General features: G+C 39.1%; 19 protein-coding genes, 2 tRNA genes and 1 other annotated feature. Of the genes, 3 read left to right on the top strand and 18 right to left on the bottom strand.

Features of this window, described 5'->3' with window-relative positions; all coding sequences use genetic code 11:
- Positions 1-88 precede the first annotated feature (88 nt).
- The 16 genes from SG0102_RS06215 to SG0102_RS06140 all read right to left on the bottom strand — a co-directional run bounded on the left by SG0102_RS06215 (position 89) and on the right by SG0102_RS06140 (position 12780).
- Positions 89-862 carry a hypothetical protein gene (locus SG0102_RS06215; protein WP_125119149.1) on the bottom strand — a complete coding sequence of 258 codons (774 nt, stop codon included), beginning with the start codon at positions 860-862 and terminating at the stop codon, positions 89-91.
- An 11-nt stretch (positions 863-873) separates the two neighbouring features.
- The gene (locus tag SG0102_RS06210; RefSeq protein ID WP_148668837.1) at positions 874-1083 is read right to left on the bottom strand and encodes a hypothetical protein; all 210 of its coding nucleotides are present in this window, start codon (positions 1081-1083) and stop codon (positions 874-876) included.
- Between the two features lie 21 nt (positions 1084-1104).
- Positions 1105-1767 carry a hypothetical protein gene (locus SG0102_RS06205; RefSeq protein ID WP_125119147.1) on the bottom strand — a complete coding sequence of 221 codons (663 nt, stop codon included), beginning with the start codon at positions 1765-1767 and terminating at the stop codon, positions 1105-1107.
- Between the two features lie 99 nt (positions 1768-1866).
- Complete coding sequence (locus SG0102_RS06200; protein ID WP_125119146.1) at positions 1867-2622, bottom strand: hypothetical protein; 756 nt, start codon at positions 2620-2622, stop codon at positions 1867-1869.
- Between the two features lie 125 nt (positions 2623-2747).
- Positions 2748-2823: transfer RNA gene (locus SG0102_RS06195), tRNA-Ala, on the bottom strand.
- Between the two features lie 134 nt (positions 2824-2957).
- Positions 2958-3752: a class I SAM-dependent methyltransferase gene (locus SG0102_RS06190; protein ID WP_125119145.1), complete on the bottom strand. Its 795-nt coding sequence runs from the start codon at positions 3750-3752 to the stop codon at positions 2958-2960.
- Between the two features lie 71 nt (positions 3753-3823).
- On the bottom strand, positions 3824-4441 hold the full coding sequence (locus SG0102_RS06185; RefSeq protein ID WP_125119144.1) for a cyclase family protein: 618 nt from the start codon (positions 4439-4441) through the stop codon (positions 3824-3826).
- A gap of 24 nt (positions 4442-4465) precedes the next feature.
- Positions 4466-5176, bottom strand: a complete 711-nt coding sequence (locus tag SG0102_RS06180) for a lysophospholipid acyltransferase family protein (protein WP_125119143.1) — start codon at positions 5174-5176, stop codon at positions 4466-4468.
- Positions 5170-5652 (bottom strand): dihydrofolate reductase, encoded by a 483-nt coding sequence (locus SG0102_RS06175; protein ID WP_125119142.1) that lies wholly within the window; start codon positions 5650-5652, stop codon positions 5170-5172. Before SG0102_RS06175 ends, SG0102_RS06180 begins: the two co-directional genes overlap by 7 nt.
- Positions 5653-5667: 15 nt before the next feature.
- On the bottom strand, positions 5668-6579 hold the full coding sequence (thyA, locus tag SG0102_RS06170) for a thymidylate synthase (protein ID WP_125119141.1): 912 nt from the start codon (positions 6577-6579) through the stop codon (positions 5668-5670).
- Between the two features lie 78 nt (positions 6580-6657).
- The gene (locus SG0102_RS06165; protein WP_125119140.1) at positions 6658-7149 is read right to left on the bottom strand and encodes a shikimate kinase; all 492 of its coding nucleotides are present in this window, start codon (positions 7147-7149) and stop codon (positions 6658-6660) included.
- The gene (locus SG0102_RS06160; protein ID WP_125119139.1) at positions 7146-8267 is read right to left on the bottom strand and encodes a bifunctional chorismate mutase/prephenate dehydratase; all 1122 of its coding nucleotides are present in this window, start codon (positions 8265-8267) and stop codon (positions 7146-7148) included. Before SG0102_RS06160 ends, SG0102_RS06165 begins: the two co-directional genes overlap by 4 nt.
- Positions 8264-9343, bottom strand: coding sequence for a chorismate synthase (gene aroC / locus SG0102_RS06155; protein ID WP_125119138.1), 1080 nt, complete (start codon positions 9341-9343; stop codon positions 8264-8266). The genes SG0102_RS06160 and aroC overlap by 4 nt, the downstream gene beginning before the upstream one ends.
- Positions 9333-10598, bottom strand: a complete 1266-nt coding sequence (gene aroA / locus SG0102_RS06150; protein ID WP_125119137.1) for a 3-phosphoshikimate 1-carboxyvinyltransferase — start codon at positions 10596-10598, stop codon at positions 9333-9335. The genes aroC and aroA overlap by 11 nt, the downstream gene beginning before the upstream one ends.
- A complete protein-coding gene (gene aroB / locus SG0102_RS06145) occupies positions 10599-11654 on the bottom strand; it encodes a 3-dehydroquinate synthase (protein WP_125119136.1) in 1056 nt (351 codons plus the stop codon). It abuts the gene before it with no gap.
- Positions 11655-11689: 35 nt separating this feature from the next.
- Positions 11690-11916: a binding site (T-box leader), on the bottom strand.
- A gap of 129 nt (positions 11917-12045) precedes the next feature.
- Positions 12046-12780 (bottom strand): hypothetical protein, encoded by a 735-nt coding sequence (locus SG0102_RS06140; protein WP_125119135.1) that lies wholly within the window; start codon positions 12778-12780, stop codon positions 12046-12048.
- 313 nt (positions 12781-13093) lie between these two features.
- Here SG0102_RS06140 and SG0102_RS06135 point away from each other — a divergent pair.
- The 3 genes from SG0102_RS06135 to SG0102_RS06125 all read left to right on the top strand — a co-directional run bounded on the left by SG0102_RS06135 (position 13094) and on the right by SG0102_RS06125 (position 15013).
- Positions 13094-13180: transfer RNA gene (locus tag SG0102_RS06135), tRNA-Leu, on the top strand.
- A gap of 76 nt (positions 13181-13256) precedes the next feature.
- Positions 13257-14573: an RsmB/NOP family class I SAM-dependent RNA methyltransferase gene (locus tag SG0102_RS06130; protein ID WP_125119134.1), complete on the top strand. Its 1317-nt coding sequence runs from the start codon at positions 13257-13259 to the stop codon at positions 14571-14573.
- Entirely contained in the window at positions 14570-15013 is a 444-nt protein-coding gene (locus SG0102_RS06125; RefSeq protein WP_125119133.1) for an HD domain-containing protein, read from the top strand. Before SG0102_RS06130 ends, SG0102_RS06125 begins: the two co-directional genes overlap by 4 nt.
- Before the next feature lie 204 nt (positions 15014-15217).
- On the opposite strand, the gene SG0102_RS06120 is transcribed toward SG0102_RS06125, so the two are convergent.
- The gene (locus SG0102_RS06120) at positions 15218-16669 is read right to left on the bottom strand and encodes a glycoside hydrolase family 32 protein (RefSeq protein ID WP_125119132.1); all 1452 of its coding nucleotides are present in this window, start codon (positions 16667-16669) and stop codon (positions 15218-15220) included.
- A 318-nt stretch (positions 16670-16987) separates the two neighbouring features.
- On the bottom strand, positions 16988-17938 hold the full coding sequence (locus tag SG0102_RS06115) for a DNA recombination protein RmuC (protein WP_125119131.1): 951 nt from the start codon (positions 17936-17938) through the stop codon (positions 16988-16990).

The raw sequence follows: 17938 nt of genomic DNA, 5'->3' as shown, positions 1-17938 counted from the left end.
GTAATGGTATTATTATACACGCTTCCTATTCAATTGCCTACAATCTTACTCAAAAAAGATGTTTTTAAAAGTGAGGATGGGCTCATCCTCACTTAATGATCACTTGCAATTGGTAGGCTGGATCACGCACTTTGGTTGATAAATAAGCAGAAATAGTGGTTTCTCCGCTTTGTAAAGCTTTCATCTTTCCTTTCGTTATTTTCACAATTGCTTTATTGTCTGTTTTATAAACAAGATACAAGTCAGGCATCACATAACTCTTTTTTCCCACTTTGATTGTAGAGCAAAGCGTTATTGTTTGTCCTTTACGCATTGTCATCTGATAGCGATGACGATATGTTTCATCACCGCCTAAAGATTGGATAGACTTATTTGTATTATAGAAATCCTGAATTGTCCGCTCTTTCACATTCTTCTTTAAGTGATAAACATATTCATAACTGCCATCTTTTTGTTTTTGTAAAGCCTTGGCCTTGATCACTTTTGCTTTACCAAAAGCCCCTGGTGCAACGTAAGTCACGGTATTCGGTAAGATCACTTTCTTTAATGTCTTTGTCTGAAAAGCTTCTTTTGCGATCGTTCTTAAAGCAAGGCCATGACTTTCCTTTTCAAAATTGCGCAGATCAACCGTTGCCTTTTGTTTGTTTAAACCAATCAGTCTATCTCCTAATACACCAATCTTGCCAGTCTTACGCCAGTTAGGCGTTAAATCATAATCATAGTAATACTGATGACTTTTATGATGTCTTACCAAATAATACAAATATTGTTTATCAATATCACCAAATTGACTAACAAAATCCTTCTTTGATAAAAGTCCCTGTGTATCCTGCGTTAACTCTCTTTGATTAAGCCCAATCATCTTATCCCCTCCTAGCGCACCGTAATATCTATATCAAGATATTCAAAAGGTGTCATCGTGTTAGGAGAAATCTCTAACGTTAACCGATCATTTTTTCGCAGTCCACGCACCTTATTGCCTTTTACTAACATGGATTGTCCTTTCGTCGCTTTCTCATAACCTTTTTTAATCTTCAGATAGCGATGCGAAATGGTATAAGTTTTATGATCTTTTGTCTGCATGCGTATATCTAAAGGCACGGTCTATCCTTTTTTGATCGTCATCTTGTATGCGACAAACATCTCATCAACCGCTTCGCTTTTCACCTTTTTGACGCCTTTATTTTTTAAAAGCAAATGCGTGACATTGCCGGCATAAATCTTTTTCCTTTGAGAGATCTGATAGTAGTAGCGATAACAGCCATCACGATCCTTATGTAAATGTTGATCTTTGATGACTTTTGCCTTTCCAAAAGCATTCTTCCCGGCATAAATGACAGTCGCTGGAACAATGACTTTTTGCATTTTCTTAAAGACATTCCCATCAATGATTCTAACAACCTCATGATCTCTCAGCTTCCGTAAATCAATCATCCGCTCGTTTCCGACATAGCGAATAATCTCCATTCCGCGATGGTAAGGACTGATATCATCATTTTTCCAGTTCTCATTGAGTAAATTGATGTACTGTACGCCATTGACCTGATGAACACGTAAGTTTTCATAATACCAAAGTTCATCCTGTGTACCTTGCGCATCATCAATAGTTTCAAAATCATCAATAAAAGGATGATAAGCTTGCTTGTCACGCTTTAATTCCTCATCACTTAACTGCCCATTTAAGCCATGAATAGTCGTCCCAAATGCATGGACATTTGTCATACTCATACAAAGCATGATCATCATCCCCATGAATATTCTCTTCATTGCCCTCACCTCTTTACTGCTATTTTACCATATATATTTCAATACAATAAAAAAGCAATACATCTTAAAAAAATAATCAGGATCATAGATCCTGATTGATTAAGCCATATAGAAGAAGTAGTTAGTCCAGTACATCCCGTAATAATCACCATTACCAGCGTAATGAAGTGCACTTTGTTGCGCAAGAACACGTTTTTTCAAAGCATAAGGAACATTGACTTTCTTATAGTAGTAAGTAATCGTTCCTTTTAAAGCATTCTTCTTACCTTCTTTCTTGTACGTATAATTTTGCTTGACAAGAAGTGAGCCACGATAAACATTCTTATAAGTTATGACATCACCCTTTTCCCCATTAGGGCCATCCATTCTGAAGGTCTTTAACTGCCCTTTCCCATCATATTCATAAGTTGGGAAAATTTCAAACCCATTGACATACTGTGCTTTCCAAAGCTGCCCTTTCCTATTGTAAGTAAACTTTGTTTCAGGATCATGCCCCGCTTTGATCAGCTGTCCTTTCTTATTGTAAGTCAGTTTCTTATCACCAATTTTCACTAACTTACTGCCTTTATACGTTAATTTCGTGCCGCCGGATGTTTTCACAATACGATTATTACCATTATAAGTATAAGAATAAGTCCCTTTCATGATGGAGTTAGGCCAATTGTGGGTTTCCTTCGTAACAAGACCTTTGGCATTGTATCCATAAGAAGTGGAAGCCTTACCCTGAAATAAGTAATTTTGATCATACTGTACCTTCGTTAAAACATACATTTTACTGCCAGCAGCTTGCACGCCGTTATTGTTAACAAGCATCATGCCAGCTGTTAATAAACCACATAATAATGTTTTCTTCATGATATTTCCTCCTGATGTCTTTATTTTACCACTTTTGCATTATTATCATTACAAAAACAAAGCACTTTACAAAAATAAAACAAGGAAAACAAAAAGAGCGGAATAAACCGCTCATGATGATCAACTGGTGGAAGCTGCGGGAGTTGAACCCGTGACCTCCTGCATGCGACGCAGGCGCTCTCCCAACTGAGCTAAGCCCCCAGCACGCGTTTCATTATAACACAATGCCCAACACATTTCACTGTTTTTCTTCATTTTTCCATAGTGCCCTGATGCAAACGTGCTTACTTTTTCAAATAAGTATGTTTGCATCAGATATTTCATGACGCATTTCTTTAAAGATCACACTTACAAATATGCATTTTAAAAAGATGATCAAAGAGATAAGCCGTCATCCGCAAGGATAATGGGATTCCCTTTTCTTTTAAAGGAACATAGCCGGTCAGATAGTATTTCACTGACCATGACTTTGGGAAATGATCCAAGTAAAAGAGGCCTTCTACATCTTCAATTCCCATATTATGCAATGTTTTCTTCATTAACACTTTCATACCAAGTTTCCCTAAGGTATCAAAGACAAGGACACCAGCAGAAAAAAGTGTTTTAAGAGCATTAATAAAATTGTAGACTTCTTCCTCATGCCAGTAGACAAAGACCCCGGCCGCAAAAAGAAATACGCCATGCGAGGCATCAATAGCTTTTGCCCATGATAAGTCTTTTAAATCACCGGCAATATTATGTTCATGAGCATCCGCTAACAAAGCATGGCGTAAGGCAATGACTTCTGGAACATCGACATTATAAATCGTGATTTCCTGATCCTTTTTAATAAGCGGTGTCACATCTAAACCACAGCCTAAGTTGACGATAGCGGCACGGGGATGGGCTTTAATATAAGCATCCATTTCTTCTAAGACATCACAGGAGCGAAGAATACCTTCTAAGGCGCCAAAACGATAAAAGAAAGTGTGTTTCTTTTTCTCTAAGGCGGTCAAGTCATAGTCTAAAGATTTGATCATTACCTTTGTATAGGGATCCTGATAAAGCTGAGGAAAGAAAGCAATGCCTAAACTACGTCCATATAAGGGGATTATTAATGTTTCTGCAATAGTATTATGAGTTATTTTCATCTTATTGCTTCCGATAGTTAGTTTTACCTAACTACAGATTAACATAAAATGTCTCCCTTTTCTAGAGACATTTATGCATCAAGTATAGCCATCACTCTAGCTGGCGCTCCATCGCTTGCTTTCATCTTTAACGGAAGTGCATATAAGGTAAAAAGCTGATGACCGCATTGACTTAAGTTCTTGAGATTTTCGATCATGATCTTATTTGTCTGCAAAATCTTCTTATGACGATAGAGTGTTTCATCATCTATTGGATCTATGCTCATGACATCAAAAACAATGCCTTTATAAGGGGCATGAACAAGATAATCAAGCACCTCTTCATCTAAAACAGCATAATCCTGTAAATACTGACCATCACTTTGATGAAATAAAAGAAAATCAGCCTGCTTATATAAATCACCAGTGGCATATAAATCATCCATCGTAATAGGTGATTTATTGTGGTAGTCTATGACTAAAGCTGCACCAATAAACGACTCGGGCAAAAATGCATCAAGGGTTTTACCGTCTTTAAAGACATGTGCCGGGGCATCAATATGCGTTCCTGTATGGGTTACAAACGTGAGCAATGTCTGTTTGAAACCATCTTGTTCAATGGTATTGATAATTTGTAACTGGGGCGTCGGATCACCGGGAAATACTTTACTCTCTTCTGATATTGTATAGGATAAATCAATGACTTTCATAAGACTCCTTAAAAGAAAAACGCACTAATCATGTGCGTTAATGTAATCCTGAATCGTATTTTCTACGTAATTCGCAATTTCGGTGGAATTCATATCTTTATAATCTTCATAAGTTAATGGTTTAAAGAAATGAATCTGACAATGGACTTTCTTTAATGAGTTATAATCTAATACTCTAAAGCAGTCAATCATCGCGCAAGGAACAATTGGCACTTTCGCATCAATAGCTGCTTTAAAACTGCCGCCTTTAAATTCATTTAAACTATTGCCTTTTTTTGAACGGGTGCCTTCAGGGAAGATGACCGCCGGCATGCCTTCTTTCATTTCTTTACTGGTTGTCCGAATGACTTTCATCGACTGTCTTAAGTTATTACGGACAATCGCATGATATTCCATAAAGTCTAAGACATCGGCCGCTAAACCTACTTTTCGTAACTCTTCTTTATAGACAATCTTAAAAGGGACATCTAAAGCATTAAACAAAGCAAGAATATCAAATAACCCCTGATGGTTAGGTGTAATCAGATAACCACCTTCTTGAGGCACGTTTTCGACCCCTGAGATCTGTAAATCTACTCTTGCGCGTTTGGTAGCTTTACGAAGCAGTTTACGAGTCCAGCCAATACGTTCTTCTATAGAATACTTTTCTGGATGATTTTTATATTTTTTGATCTGTACTAATAAAAATGGTATTTCAAAGATAAAACGAATAACAATAAATACAAGTCTTAACATGTTGCTCCCCTACGATATGTTTCCAGAGTAAATGTTTCATACGGTGTTGTCTCTACTAATGTATAACCATACTCTTTAAAATCAGGGAAATACGTTTCCCCTTCATGTTTTCCCGGAATCCGCGATAATAATAAAGTATCAGCGACCGGTAAAGCCTGTTTATAAATACCGGCACCGCCGCAAATAAATAAATCTTCCTGTTTATTTTTATATTCCTGAATCACTTCATCAAAGTCATGACGCACTTCCACTTTGTCATTTTGGTAATCCTGATGCGTTATTAAAATGGTATGACGTTTAGGAAGCGCGCGCATTCCCATCGCTTTAAAAGTATTCATTCCAAATAAAACAGTATGGTTTAAAGTTGTCTTTTTAAAGTGCGCTAAGTCTTCTTTATTATCCCAAGGCATACCATTACGGGTGCCTGCTTTCCCGATCAGTAAATCCTGATCGGCGGCCACAATGATTGTAATCATCTTGTTCCCCTTTCTTTAGATGGCAATTTCGATCTTATAATCGAAATCATCATATTCATAATGATCTAACTTAAAGCTGTTTTTATTAAAGTCATAGAAGTTTTTAACACTTGGATCGACCCATAACTTTGGTGCTGGATGTTCTTTCGCCGCTAATAAATGTTTTGCTAAATCTAAATGATAAGGCATATAAATATGACAGTTGGCAATGCAGTGAACCAATTCTCCAACTTCAAAGCCATACGCGCTCGCAAATGCATAAACTAATAAAGAAGCCTGTACGACATTCCAGTTATTCGCCGTAATCATATCCTGTGAACGCTGATTTAAAATCGCATTGAGCTTATTGCCAATGACATTAAAAGTCATTGAATAGGCACATGGATATAAAGCCATCTCTGATAAATCATGAGGATTATACATCATTGTCATAATACGTCTAGATGCCGGGGTATTGACTAACTGATAAATCACACGATCGACCTGATCCATCATCGTGATCCCATTTTCTTTCATTTCAATAGTGCGGTTGTTGAGATCATCACCAAATGCTTTCTTTAAGCCTTCAGCTGTCACATCCTTATAAGCAGATAAAGCGCCCATCTGATAGCCATAGGCTTTGCCTATACTGCCATTTTCATCCGCCCATTCATCCCAGACATGGGAATGAAGATCATGAATATTATTGGACTTCTTCTGCCAGATCCAGCTGATTTCATCCCAGGCTGACTTCCAGTAAGTACGACGCAAAGTCATAATCGGAAATTCTTTGGCTAAATCGTAACGATTGACTACGCCAAAGACCGCTTTGGTATGAGCTGGCGTGCCATCGCTCCAATGGGGACGCACCTGCATGTCTTCATCACTGACCCCATTTTCTAATATATTTCTTACATTATCTTTAAAAACCTGATCGGCATAACTCATTGTTTTTCCTCCTCACACGTTTCTTACTTTACCATTATCATGACTTGCGTACAATAAAAAAGATCAATTGAGAAGATTTTAATCTTCCCAATGATCCTTGATTTTCGCAACCATATCTTCCACGCTGCCATCATTGATGAGCTGCACATCGGCCGCTGCTTCATACAGGGCGCGCCGCTCTTTATCTAAGGCATAAAGCTTTTCCGCCCCGTCTTTTAATAAAGGACGACCAGAGGTATCGACATCATTAACGATATCTTCGATCGGCCGATCCAGATAAATAACCTTACCGATTTTTTTGAGTTTAGGATGATTTTCTGCTCTTTTGATCACCCCGCCGCCCATTGCGATGACGCTGTGATCTTTTGAGACAAAGTCATCCAAACAGGCACTTTCCCGATCACGGAAGTAATCTTCTGAGATCGCAAACATATCAGGAATACTCATCTGATATTTATCTACCAGATAATCATCCGCATCAATAAATTGATACTGCAAAGCTTTAGCTAAGGCTTTTCCCACGGTCGATTTCCCGCAGCCCATAATCCCAATTAAGACAATATTACTCATGCTTCTTTCCTCTCATAGTTTCCAAGTAATCTAAATGAATCAGTGGTAGCCTTTAATTCCTGTAAAGCCGCTAAGACATTATAGTCGCCTAAGTTACCATCGATATCGACATAGAAATAATATTCCCATGGATTGCCAGGCAGTGGTCTTGATTCCACGCGGGCCATATTAATAAAGTGGTCTTTGATAATACGCATCACTTCATATAAAGAACCGACTTCATGGCGTAAAGTAAAGACCATCGAAATCCGCGTCGCATCAATAGGGGCTTCCAAGTGTCTTGCAAAGACAATAAAACGGGTATGATTCGATTTATCATTTTCAATCGAAGGTGCTAAAACATCTAAGTCATAGAGCTCCGCCGCTTCCGTTGAAGCGATCGCCCCGATCGCTTTATCGCCATTTTCAGCGACGAGCTTCGCCGCCGCAGCGGTATTAAGATAACGATGTTTACGAATGTGATGCGCATCTAAGAACTGCGACGTCTGCAATAAGCCTTGCGGATGCGAATAAACTTCTTTAATGTCTTCGACCTTAGCCCCTTTGATGCCAAGTAAGTTTTGGGCAATTGAGATTGACTGTTCTCCAACAATATAGAAGCCATATTTATTAATAAGGTCATAGTTATCATTAATCGCTCCAGTTGAAGAGTTTTCTAATGGTACTACGCCATAATCAATCTCTTTATTTTTTAAAGCGATGAAGACATCTTCAAAACGTTCATAGTTTGTCGATGCCACATCTTTTCCAAAATAAGACTTCATCGCCTGCGATGAAAAGGACCCCGGCACGCCCTGATAACCGACCTTAATATTCTCACGTTTTGGCTGTTCAATCTTTAATGGGCTATTGGGCATTAATGACGCCTGATAAGCGCGTGATAAGTTCATATTGTTTAAAATAAAGTTACGAACATAGTTAATCAGCACTTTATTTTTCACCCGGGCTAAGTTTTTATTAACGACCTGAATTTCTCTTTCTCTTTGAAAAATCTTCATGCCATGCGCGGCTTTGTATTTCACCACATCCCGGGCAACGCCCATTCTCTTTTCAAAGAGATCGATGAGCTGGGCATCAATCTCATCAATCTCTTTCCGACATGTTTCTAAATCTTTCATTTGATATCCTCCATCATATCCAGGATGCCAATAGCCGCCATCGCTTCAACCACAACAATCGCCCGCTGGACAATACATGGATCATGACGACCAACAATTTCCAAGGTATCATCCTGTTTCGTTTCCACGTTAATCGTCTGCTGTTTGAGAGAAACAGATGAAGTTGGTTTCACTGAGACATTGAAAACCACTGGCATGCCATTAGTAATGCCGCCAGTAATTCCGCCATTATGGTTTGTTCTTGTTTTGACAACATCACCATCGTAATAATAAGAATCATTAGCTTCAATACCAGTAAACTGCGTAATATCATCAAGATCCCCAAAGCTGACGGCTTTCACTGCTGGAATGGAGAATAATAACTGTGATAAATGCGCTTCTACACTATCAAAGAAGGGATTGCCTAACCCCGGTTTTAACCCCGTAATGGCACATTCAATCTTCCCGCCGACACTGTTTTGTCCTTGACGGGCTGCTTCGATCACATCGCGCATTTTTTCCATGGCCTCATCATTAATGACCGGATACTGTTTTTCCCCTAAGGCAGCTAAATAGTCTGGTGTAATATCTAAAGGATAACGTTCATCTTTGACATCTTTGATGCTTAAGATATGCGCGCCGACATGAATCCCGCGCGTCGCTAAAATTTGCTTGGCAATCGCCCCGGCAAAAACAATCGGAGCTGTTAAACGGCCCGAGAAGTGACCGCCGCCGCGGACATCGTTAAAGCCTTTGTATTTCACATAAGCCGGATAATCACTATGACCAGGACGCATCTTTGCTTTTAAATAAGAATAATCCTTAGAATGCTGGGAAGTGTTATAAATCATCCCGCATAATGGTGCCCCGGTAGTGACGCCATCTAAAAGCCCGCTCATAATCTCAACTTCATCCGCTTCTTTACGCTGGGTGGACATTAAGTTCTGCCCTGGCGCCCGGCGTTTCATATCTTTCAAAATCGCGTCCATATCTAAACGGATCCCTGCTGGCAGATTGCCAATGACAATGCCTAAAGCTTTGCCATGACTTTCGCCAAATAATGATAATTCAATATGGTGTCCCCAATTAGCACTCATCACATGAACCTCCTAATAATGCATAATGTTCAAAGAAATTTGGATAAGATTTAGCGACGCATGAGGCATCATCTAAAATCAGATCGCCGACGCTGCGCGTAGCCATAATCGCTTCCATCATCGCCATGCGATGATCATTATATGTCTGTAAGCGAGCTCCTCTAAACAGATCCGTGCCGCGAATAATCATCGCATCTTCTAATTCGATGACATCAACGCCGCAGGCTTTAAGCACTTCAACAGTCGCGGCTAAACGATCGCATTCTTTAATACGTAAACGTTTGGCATTCATAATCTGACTAGTGCCTTGCGCTAACGCGCAGGCGACCGCAATAACCGGAATAATATCCGGGCACTGCGAAGCATCTAAAGAGATGCACTGTAAGGGACTTGGCATCATTTTAATGCCTGCCGGGGTCTCTTTCATCTGAGCTCCCATTTTTTCGAGTAAAGTAATTGCCGCGCGATCCCCCTGCTTGGAATCTAAATTGAGATTGCCAATCGTGACATCATTGCCAATCGCCCCAGCGACTAAGAAGTTCGCGGCCTGCGAGAAGTCCCCTTCTACTTCATAATCATGAGCTTTATACTGCTGGCTTCCGCGAATATGGAAAACCTGATCCTCATGATCAATGACAATGCCAAATCTTTCCAACATATCTAATGTTAAATCAATATAAGCTTTTGACTGCAGCGGCGAGGTGACGACAATCTTGGAGTCTCCTTCTAATAACGGTAAGACAAAAAGCAAACCTGTAATAAACTGGGAAGAGATATCACCTGGCACGGCAAATGTGCCAGATGTGAGCTGTCCTTCAATAAAAAGATCTAAGACCCCTTCTTTATGCTTATAGGCAATCCCTTGCTTGTCAAAGATGTCATAAAATACATCTAACGGACGCTGACCTAATTTTCCGCCGCCAGTGAAATGAACCTGACGTTTATTTCTTAAAGCGACCGGTACCATAAAACGTAGGGTTGAGCCGCTTTCGTTACAGTTGATCGTTACATGATCTTCTTTAAAAGTATCATTGCCATTAATATACAGAGTGGTCCCCTGGGTAATAATTGTTGCTCCTAAGGCGCGCATCGCACCAATCGTCGCTTCAATGTCTTTGGACATAGAAATATTCGTAATGACACTTTCTCCCTTAGCGAGGGCTGCACAAATAATGGCCCGATGCGCTAAAGACTTGGATGTTGGAACGTTGATCACGCCTTGTAAGCGTGCTGGATGTATGGTTAAAGAATGCATTTAAACCTCCTTGAGCTGTAAAATATAATCACGATCACCCTTATAAATCTTATAAGAGCCAATTTCGTCTAATAAGACAAAAGATAACTGAGAATCGAAATTCTTCTTATCATGAGAGATCGCTTCTAATAAGACATGCGGATCAAGATGTGCGGCCAATGGTAAATGATAATGAGTTAATACTTCTTCGATTTCTGCCGTGGTTCCCTCTTTCGTCTGCTTGTTTGCTTCCGAAATCTTTGTAATGGCAACCATCCCGATCGCGACCGCTTCGCCATGAGAATATTTAGAGAAATTATAGTACTGTTCAATGGCATGGCCAATTGTATGTCCGAAATTCAGACAGAGGCGATCACCAAAGTCGAATAAATCTTTCTCGACAACATCTCTTTTGATATCGACGCATTTATAAATGATTTCATCAATATCCTGATATAAGTCCTTAAAGTCTTTATAGCCTTTGAGCTGATCAAATAAAGCGCGATCTTTAATACAGCCATATTTGATCACTTCACCCATCCCATCAGTAATAAAATGAGGATCTAAGGTCTTTAATGTTAAAGGGTCAATTAAGACAAATAATGGATGTTTGAACGCCCCTACTAAGTTTTTACCTTCCGGTAAGTCCACCGCGACTTTTCCGCCGACTGAGGAATCCACCTGGGCCAAGAGCGAAGTTGGCATCTGAATAAACTTCACACCACGCAAATATGTACTTGCCACAAAACCAGCCAAATCACCGATGACGCCGCCGCCTAAGGCGATAATCAGATCGCTGCGGGTGAGTTTAGCGTCTAATAATTTAGAATAAATCGATGGCAGAATCTCAAAATTCTTTGAAGGTTCGCCATGAGGAATAACGATCGTTGTCACATCATAAGATGCTAACTGGTTTTCTAAACTGATGCCATATAAAGGAAAGACATTATCATCTGAGATAATGGCAATCTTACGCCCTTTAAAGACATCTTTAATATAGTCTCCAGCATGTTCAAGGGCCCCTTTTTCAATAATAATATCATAGCTGTCTTTGCCTAAATTCACGTGTAACTTCATAGTGTTTCCTCCTTTTATAAAAAAACTCTCACCCTAAAAAGGACGAGAGAATCGTGTTACCACCTTTATTTACTGATCTATCACTATATCAGCCTTATTAGGTACTATCATACCTGTTAGTGTTAACGGACATCGCCGAAGACGCCTACTTATCAGCATCCCTACTCCAAGATGAATGCAACATCAATTTCTCATTCCTTTTCACCACCCAGGAACTCTCTTAAGAGTACTTGATGTCTATGTTTCTTTTCACTGTATTTATCTATGCATCCATACTATAGTTAAACGATTTTAAAGTCAACGATTTCTTTCTTTTTCTCATTTTTGTATGTCTTTTTTATAAATTATCTAATCATATTTTCTATTAAAAAGAAAAGAGAGGCCCCCCTCTCTATGATCCTACCGATATACGTCCATATGATGAATCCGTACCGCTTAATTTATTCGCCGCTTCAGACGTCGTCTTAATCTTATAAGATTTAATCACTCTGGTTTTCGTATCAAAAGCATGATCCATCGCTTCATAATGATCACGATCATTTTCATTAATAATCATTGCTTTGATTTCTCCATCTTTTAAAGCGTAATACGTTTCCTTTTCCGTTTCAAAGATAGTTGGTTCAACACTGCCATCGTTACGTACAGCAATGCGTGAAACCACATCCGCTAAATTCCGGACATCTAATTCATCATAGCCTCGCATATAGCCGAAAGTGTAGTTCTTTGTATCATCAATATACTTTGCAGGATTCTGATCAAGCACAATCACACTATAAGTATTCTCGACAATCCCACGTCCCGTAATCATTCGCCCTAAGGTCGTCTGTTTCATTAAAGACGCATCGATAAATACTAACGCTAAACAAATATTAAACTGCGTTAATTTCCCCACAATATTTAAGCCAATAACCTTCTTTACCTTACGGCCATGACGTTTGACAATTTTACGTTTCTGCATGCGATATAAAATGCTATTTAATAGACTAAAGCCAATTCCTACTAATAAAGCAGTAAGAATAGAAAAAGAATGTGTACTGATTTTGGTAATAATATAGATAATGCTTAAAAGCGCCTCAACAATATATAATACGCGCCTCCTGAGCATGATTGGTATAATTTTTTTCATAGCGGCGTTTTCCCCTTGGTTCATTTATCATTATTATATCGCATATACAAGTATTATGTACAATAATTTTCGCTTTTTTAGAGTATTTTTGCAGTTTTGTGCGAAACACCAATAATGTTTATTATGTGTTATTATAGAAAATATCTATATTCCATTATTTTTGTAACTTATTATTCGTTCATTACATATATATTACAATAAAACGCACGATTTCTCGTGCGCTTTGATTCTCCTTTTAAAAAGTCTGTACTCATTGCATTTTTTTATTGCAATTTATAAGCAGGCATAATATAATAGACGAGCAAGGTTGCCTGCCCTGGTGGCGAAATTGGTAGACGCAGCAGACTCAAAATCTGCCGGCTTCAAACCCGTGCCGGTTCGAGTCCGGCCCAGGGCACCATCTCGATAATGACTCTTTAGGAAACTAAAGAGTTTTTTTATTGAATGAATCATGTATAATGGAAATGGTGAAAATTATGGACAAATTTTATACACGCATGAAAGACCTGCTTCAGGATGATTATGAGCCTTTTATTGAGGCTTTGTCGGAAAAAGAAGTGAAAGGTCTTTATCTCAACACAAATAAAGATGGCTACAAAGCCTTAGATCATAAACATATTAAACCTCACCCTTTAGTGACTGGCGGTTATCTTTATGATGATGAAGCTTATAGCCCTGGTAAGTCGCCTTACTTCCTTTGTGGCCTTTATTACATTCAGGAACCAAGTGCGATGTTAGTCGCTAATATGATTGATATTAAAGAAGATGACTATGTCTTAGATATGTGCGCTGCTCCCGGCGGGAAATCGTGTCGGATCGCCAATCGTTTAGGCCCTGATGGCTTACTGATCGCTAATGATATCTCTGCTTCAAGAGCGAAGATTTTAAGTGAGAACATTGAACGTTTTGGCATTGACAATACGATTGTCACCAATACGGATCCCCTGCGCTTTGTTGGAGTCTTAGATGGCTTTTTTGACAAGATCATCTTAGATGCCCCTTGCTCTGGTGAAGGGATGTTAAGAAAAACGGAAGAAGCCAGCAAAACCTGGTCGCCGGATAAAGTTTATGAATGCGCCGTGATTCAAAAGCGTTTGATTGAGGCCGCTTATACTTTATTAAAACCAGGCGGACAGATCATCTACTCGACCTGCACGTATTCTCTAGAAGAGAATGAAGAGATCGTCCGATATGCTCTTGATCATTTTGATTTTTCTTTAGAAACGCTGCCCCATCGTGATGGCTTAATGCCAGGGATTGATATGAACGAAGCTATTCGCTGTTATCCGCATCATTTTGCCGGTGAAGGTCAGTTTATGGCCTTATTAACAAAACGCGGGGAAACCCCGATCAAGAAGCCTAAAGTCCTGAAGCCAAAGATCTCCCCGGAAGCTTTAAAAAATGTGCAAAACTTCTATAAGGAAAACCTTAACATCAAAGTGCCAAAGCTGCTTTACGAAAACAAAGGTCATGTCTATGCTTTAAAAAGACAGTTCCCAGATTTAGGAAAGATCCGTATTTTACGTAATGGCCTCTATTTAGGTGAAAGCCGGAAGAATTACTTTATTCCAAGTTATTCTTTAGCCTTAACGCTGCGTAAAGAAGATGTCAAACGCTGCTATGACTTCCCAGAAGACTCAAACGAAGTGGCGGCGTATATCCGCGGTGAAACGTTAGAAGCGATCGGGTCTAAAGGCTATGGCGTCATCTTTGTCGACGGCTACCCGCTTTCCTTCTATAAGGAATCCAATGCCGTAAAAAATCTCTTCCCGAAAGGATTAAGACGCTCATGAACCGTTATTTCGAAATCCGCGATCTAGCCCTTAAATGTTTAGAAGAGAAAGCCCATGGCTTTTATAAAAGACAAATGCTGGAACATATGTTTCAGGTAGAAACATTATGTATCCTTTTAGCGCAAAAAAGACAGCTCAATTTAGAGCTGTCAGCGATCATTGGTGTCTTACATGATCTTTCCATTCCTTTAGATTGTAATGATTTCAATCATGCGGCGCGCTCAAGCATGATCGCAAAAGACTTTCTCATGCAAAGCGGTTTATTTACCGAAGAGGAAATATCTATCATCACCGCAGCGATCGCCAATCATTCTCATAAAGAGCGCGAAGATGATGCCTATAGTGAATTAATCAAAGATGCTGATGTTTTATCGCATGTCTTACAAGGTGAAATCCTCAAAGAGCCGGCCCAAAAACGTTATCAAAGCATCCACCTTTAGAAGCGAATAGTCGCTTCTTTTTATATATATGAAAAAAGAGTATACTCTTGTCACTGAAGGTCGAGAAATCAGTAGGTATTGTATAGTGACAAGCTTTAATACTCTTTTAACATAATCTGTATGGATTTGATTACAAGTTTATTTTAGCACAAACATTCTTTGAAAGGTATACCAATTTTGTATTTATGTTAATACAAAATTCATTTATAAAATAAAGCTTTCATCAACAGACTTTCCTAAAGCATAGATGGTCAGATCCATGTTATCAGTATGGGTATAGCGGTTTTCCCGAATGGTAGGATAAACATGAGCGGTAAAAGTATAACGACCATCATTGATAAATAATTCTACTGACGAATGATCAATAAAGATACGCATATTCATTAAGTCTTCATCAAGCGGAATATCGAGTTTTTCAAAGACTTCAGTATTAAAACGCTGATCCATATGCGCTTTATTGACCGTAATCATCCGATACATCGCATCGTATTCGATCGTTAAGCCATCATAGCCATTAGGTTTCGTAAATAAGTTAATGGCTACATCGCCGCCCGTAAAGGTAACGTCCATTTCCATCGCGCCTGACATATGGCCGTTATCTGCTAACGTTTGCGTGCGTAAGTTTTCAATTGCTTTTACCGGGGTTTGAATTAAGCGGTCCCCTTCAACGCTGATACGTCTTGGCAGCGTCATCGCACCTTCCCATTCATCTTTTTCACTTGGATAATGGTTATCAGGTAAACCCATCCAGGCGATCATCACCGGATGATGGGAGGCATTGGCAGCCGTCTGGGCGGCATAGAAATCAAAGCCATAATCCAAATAGCGGAAATGGGATTCTGGCGTAAAGGTTAAGGTTTCATAATCCATATGTCCAACAATGTAAACATTATGGTTCGTACAATCACCACGTCCTGGCAGTTTAGTAAACTGTGGCGAGAAGATCAGAATATCTTTGCCATCGATATTCGTAATACATGGACATTCCCACATACCGCCGAAATGTTCATAACCGACAACGTGTAACTCTCCAGCGAAAGACCACCCCTCTAATGGTTTTTCCGAAGTATACACAAGCGCGCAGCCGCGTTCATCTTGCGAACGTGCACCAATGAAAATAAAGTAACGTTTTAACGCTTTGTTGTAGATAACCATCGGATCACGCTGATGCTCTGAATAGTCCTCTCTTGGCGCAAATAACGGCGTGGCTTTTTTCGTTAACGAGCCATCGTCTTCTAGTTTGGCGACGCAGGTATAAGCGGTACGCTCCCAATCTTCATTACGATGGTTCCCGGTATAATAGAAATAGACCTCATCATCAATTGCAATGGCACTGCCGCTATAGCAGCCTTTGTTGTCAAAAAGTGTATCCGGCGCTAAACCGATGCCTTCATTGGTCCAATGGACCAAATCCTCGGATGTCACATGGTACCAGTACTTTAAGCCATGGACTGGCCCCCATGGACACCACTGATAAAACAGGTGCCATTTTCCCTGGGCATAAATAAAGCCGTTGGGATCATTGGATAACCCGGTAATCGGCTGGATATGGTAATCCTGACGATAGACGGAACTGGTATTTATTTCATAAAGATGGTTCAATTCACTTTTGTTTTTGAGAACACGATAACGTTCCTCTCTTGTCCATTCTTTCATTTTATCACCTCATTTGTTTGTGCCATTATATGTGAAAATAAGGCAATAGACAAATATGGCATTTCTTTCACAAAGTAATATTTATATTGAACGAATCGCCTCTTTTTTGATTTGTGAATATTTTATGAATTTTCAAAATAAGGAAAAATTCATTATTAATACAATAATAAAATATATTTGACATACTTTTAACATTTTAATATTATTTCATGATATATCTATTTCATGAATATAAATCTCATGTAAATTCATTACATCTCATAGACATTTAAAAAATCAAAAAGATCATTGCTGTAATACCAAAAAGAAGGAGTATTTCTACTCCTTCCCATCATAGAGCTGATGGATACGATGATCAATTTTATCCACCGAGATCCCCATCTCATCTATTTGTTTTTGTAAAGTGGCGCTGCTTTTTTGCACCTTGCTGTAACGTTCCATCATCCGCTCACTATCATCTTTCATCGCGATTAACAGTTTCTCAATCTTTTCAATATTTTGGGAACGCTGATAATCTTTCGTAATATTCACAAGGGTCATACAGACACCCATTAAAGTAGATGGTGATGTCATCAGAACATGGGCGCGATGGGCTTCTTCCATTAGAGAAGGCTCATTTTGACAAATATAAAGATAGATCGCTTCACTAGGAATAAACATGATCGCTGCTTCACTGGTGATGCCAGTGAGAATGTATTTCTCACTGATATCTTTGATATGTTTCTTTACATTCTGACGAAATTCATTAACTGCATGGATATCCTCGGGATCATCCACTAAACGTAAATAGTTTTCACTAGGGAATTTAGAGTCAATAATCATCACTAAAGAAGAGCCAGGCAAGTGCAAAGCCGCATCCCCAATCTTACCATTAGATAAATGATACTGCTTTTCATAAATGACTTCATTTTCCCCTAAGTACATCGATAATAAGTAATACAGCTGATATTCCCCAAAGTTCCCACGCTTTTTGGTATTGACCATAATAGCATTCATATCATGAATATTATGACTGATATCCTGCAGCTGATTAGCATTCACTGCTAAGGATTCTTTGGTCTTCATTAACTCTTTTAACATCATTTCATAGTTTTTCGAAAGCGATGAACCCACCGCTTTATTTTCAACTAATTCATGACGGTTATTAAGTAACCCTTGCTCTAAACGATCAAAGCGATGACCATCATTCATCTTTTGTAAGATCGTATAAAGCATAAAGATAATGAGCACACAGGCAATGATCAAAGCAAATAAGAGAAAGTACATCAT

Source organism: Intestinibaculum porci, from assembly GCF_003925875.1.
Lineage (GTDB): Bacteria > Bacillota_I > Bacilli_A > Erysipelotrichales > Coprobacillaceae > Intestinibaculum > Intestinibaculum porci.
Note: the sequence above shows the minus strand (reverse complement) of the source record. Positions and strands in the feature narration are given on the sequence as shown.

What these genes read in the sequence shown, in the direction of transcription:
- SG0102_RS06160 (WP_125119139.1), bottom strand. Translation starts at nt 8,267, where the DNA reads ATGAAAGATTTAGAAACATGTCGGAAAGAGATTGATGAGATTGATGCC.
- SG0102_RS06165 (WP_125119140.1), bottom strand. Translation starts at nt 7,149, where the DNA reads ATGAGTAATATTGTCTTAATTGGGATTATGGGCTGCGGGAAATCGACC.
- SG0102_RS06115 (WP_125119131.1), bottom strand. Translation starts at nt 17,938, where the DNA reads ATGATGTACTTTCTCTTATTTGCTTTGATCATTGCCTGTGTGCTCATT.
- aroC (WP_125119138.1), bottom strand. Translation starts at nt 9,343, where the DNA reads ATGAGTGCTAATTGGGGACACCATATTGAATTATCATTATTTGGCGAA.
- aroB (WP_125119136.1), bottom strand. Translation starts at nt 11,654, where the DNA reads ATGAAGTTACACGTGAATTTAGGCAAAGACAGCTATGATATTATTATT.
- SG0102_RS06140 (WP_125119135.1), bottom strand. Translation starts at nt 12,780, where the DNA reads ATGAAAAAAATTATACCAATCATGCTCAGGAGGCGCGTATTATATATT.
- SG0102_RS06175 (WP_125119142.1), bottom strand. Translation starts at nt 5,652, where the DNA reads ATGATTACAATCATTGTGGCCGCCGATCAGGATTTACTGATCGGGAAA.
- SG0102_RS06200 (WP_125119146.1), bottom strand. Translation starts at nt 2,622, where the DNA reads ATGAAGAAAACATTATTATGTGGTTTATTAACAGCTGGCATGATGCTT.
- SG0102_RS06215 (WP_125119149.1), bottom strand. Translation starts at nt 862, where the DNA reads ATGATTGGGCTTAATCAAAGAGAGTTAACGCAGGATACACAGGGACTT.
- thyA (WP_125119141.1), bottom strand. Translation starts at nt 6,579, where the DNA reads ATGAGTTATGCCGATCAGGTTTTTAAAGATAATGTAAGAAATATATTA.
- SG0102_RS06125 (WP_125119133.1), top strand. Translation starts at nt 14,570, where the DNA reads ATGAACCGTTATTTCGAAATCCGCGATCTAGCCCTTAAATGTTTAGAA.
- SG0102_RS06210 (WP_148668837.1), bottom strand. Translation starts at nt 1,083, where the DNA reads ATGCAGACAAAAGATCATAAAACTTATACCATTTCGCATCGCTATCTG.
- SG0102_RS06190 (WP_125119145.1), bottom strand. Translation starts at nt 3,752, where the DNA reads ATGAAAATAACTCATAATACTATTGCAGAAACATTAATAATCCCCTTA.
- SG0102_RS06180 (WP_125119143.1), bottom strand. Translation starts at nt 5,176, where the DNA reads ATGTTAAGACTTGTATTTATTGTTATTCGTTTTATCTTTGAAATACCA.
- SG0102_RS06130 (WP_125119134.1), top strand. Translation starts at nt 13,257, where the DNA reads ATGGACAAATTTTATACACGCATGAAAGACCTGCTTCAGGATGATTAT.
- SG0102_RS06205 (WP_125119147.1), bottom strand. Translation starts at nt 1,767, where the DNA reads ATGAAGAGAATATTCATGGGGATGATGATCATGCTTTGTATGAGTATG.
- SG0102_RS06185 (WP_125119144.1), bottom strand. Translation starts at nt 4,441, where the DNA reads ATGAAAGTCATTGATTTATCCTATACAATATCAGAAGAGAGTAAAGTA.
- aroA (WP_125119137.1), bottom strand. Translation starts at nt 10,598, where the DNA reads ATGCATTCTTTAACCATACATCCAGCACGCTTACAAGGCGTGATCAAC.
- SG0102_RS06120 (WP_125119132.1), bottom strand. Translation starts at nt 16,669, where the DNA reads ATGAAAGAATGGACAAGAGAGGAACGTTATCGTGTTCTCAAAAACAAA.